Origin of the sequence: Methylophaga sp. UBA1464, from assembly GCF_002325665.1 — a bacterium.
GTDB lineage: Bacteria > Pseudomonadota > Gammaproteobacteria > Nitrosococcales > Methylophagaceae > Methylophaga.
Window position 1 is genome coordinate 145,677 of the sequence record NZ_DCSO01000045.1, and the last position, 1,861, is coordinate 147,537.

At 48.1% G+C, this 1,861-nt stretch carries 2 protein-coding genes; both read left to right on the forward strand.

Annotated elements, in window-relative coordinates; all coding sequences use genetic code 11:
- Positions 1-631: efflux RND transporter periplasmic adaptor subunit (locus B3O33_RS05400; protein WP_292363149.1), on the forward strand; the 631-nt coding region annotated here is incomplete at its 5' end.
- A gap of 1 nt (position 632) precedes the next feature.
- On the forward strand, positions 633-1,861 hold a 1,229-nt coding region (locus B3O33_RS05405; protein WP_292363150.1), incomplete at its 3' end, for an efflux RND transporter permease subunit.

Here is a 1,861-nt window from a genome sequence, read left to right on the forward strand (position 1 = left end):
CTATGGTCGGATTGGACGCTCTAATGTCACCGAAGGAGCATTGGTGACCGCACAACAAGCTGACCTGTTGGCTACCATCGTGCAAATAGATCCAATCTATGTCGATATTGCACAGCCTTCAAAAAGACTGCTTAGTCTGCGGAGGCAATTGATTGACAAAAAAATCGATGATGCTGCAGCACCTACAGTCATGCTGACATTAGAAGATGGCAGTAAATATGCGCATCGTGGTGAACTGCAGTTTTCTGAAGTTAATGTACAGGAATCAACCGGCAGTATCGTTATACGTGCCTTGTTCCCAAACCCTGAAGGTTTATTGTTGCCGGGCATGTTTGTGCGGGCAGAAATGGAGGAAGCTTCGATAGATAACGCTTTACTGGTGCCCCAACGCGGTGTGACATTTGATCGGGAAGGTAACGCATCAGCAATGATCGTTAATGACAATAATCAGGCCGAACCTCGTCAGTTGCAAATACGCCGTGAAGTCGGGCAATACTGGCTGGTTGATGAGGGACTATCAGCCGGTGATCGATTAATAGTCAGTGGTCTGCAGAAGATAGCACCTGAAGCACCGGTGGAAATTGATAATAACGAAGAGCAAGTCCCGATGAATAACAGGACGGAGTCTTAACATGGCAAGGTATTTTATTGACCACCCGGTCTTTGCCTGGGTTATATCCATTCTGATTATGTTTGCTGGTTTACTGGCAATTTTCGAATTACCGGTTTCACAATATCCGGAAGTTGCCCCACCCTCAATTAATATTCGGGTGCAATATCCCGGTGCCGCGGCACAGACTCTGGAAAATACAGTCACCCAGGTCATTGAGCAGAATATGACCGGGCTGGACAATATGCTCTACATGTCATCAACCAGTGACTCCAGTGGTGTCGGTGAGATAACTATCACTTTTGAGCCAGGTACTGATCCTGACATTGCTCAGGTACAGGTGCAGAACAAATTACAGGCAGCCATGCCGTTATTGCCTACCATTGTTCAGGAACAAGGTATTCGGGTAAACAAGGCCGGCCTTGGCTTTATGATGGTGGTGGGCTTTGTCTCATCCAACGGTCAGATGGATAAATATGATATTGCTGACTTTGTTGGCGGTACTATCCAGGAGCCACTTAGCCGGGTTAATGGTGTTGGCCAGATTCAGATTTTCGGTTCACAGTACGCGATGCGGATCTGGCTGAATGCAGACAGTATGGCGCATTACAGTTTAACCAGTGATGATGTAGTGAGTGCCATTCAGGCACAAAATGTACAGATCGCTGCAGGTGAATTAGGCGGCGCTCCGGCCATTCCCGGCCAGCAAATCAGTGCCAGTCTGATCGTCCAGACTCAACTTGAAACCCCGGAACAATTTGGCAATATCCTGTTACGCGTCAATGAGGATGGCTCACAGATCCGCATGGCGGATATTGCGCGGATTGAACTGGGTGGTGAAAACTACCAGTTTGAAACCGAATACAACCGCCAGACCGCTACCGGCTTAGCGGTAACACTGGCTTCAGGGGCCAATGCCCTGGATACAGCACAAGGGGTTCGGGACCGCCTGGCAGAACTGGAACCTTTCTTTCCCCAGGGATTGAAAACAGTGTATCCGTATGACACCACGCCGTTTGTAAAATTATCGATTCAAAGCGTTGTCACCACACTGGTTGAAGCCATTATTCTGGTGTTTCTGGTGATGTATCTCTTTTTACAGAACCTGCGCGCCACCCTGATACCGACTATTGCGGTACCAGTAGTGCTATTGGGTACTTTCGGCATTCTCTATGCCTTTGGCTTTTCAATAAACACCTTAACCATGTTCGGTATGGTACTGGCGATTGGTCTGCTGGTGGATGATGCCAT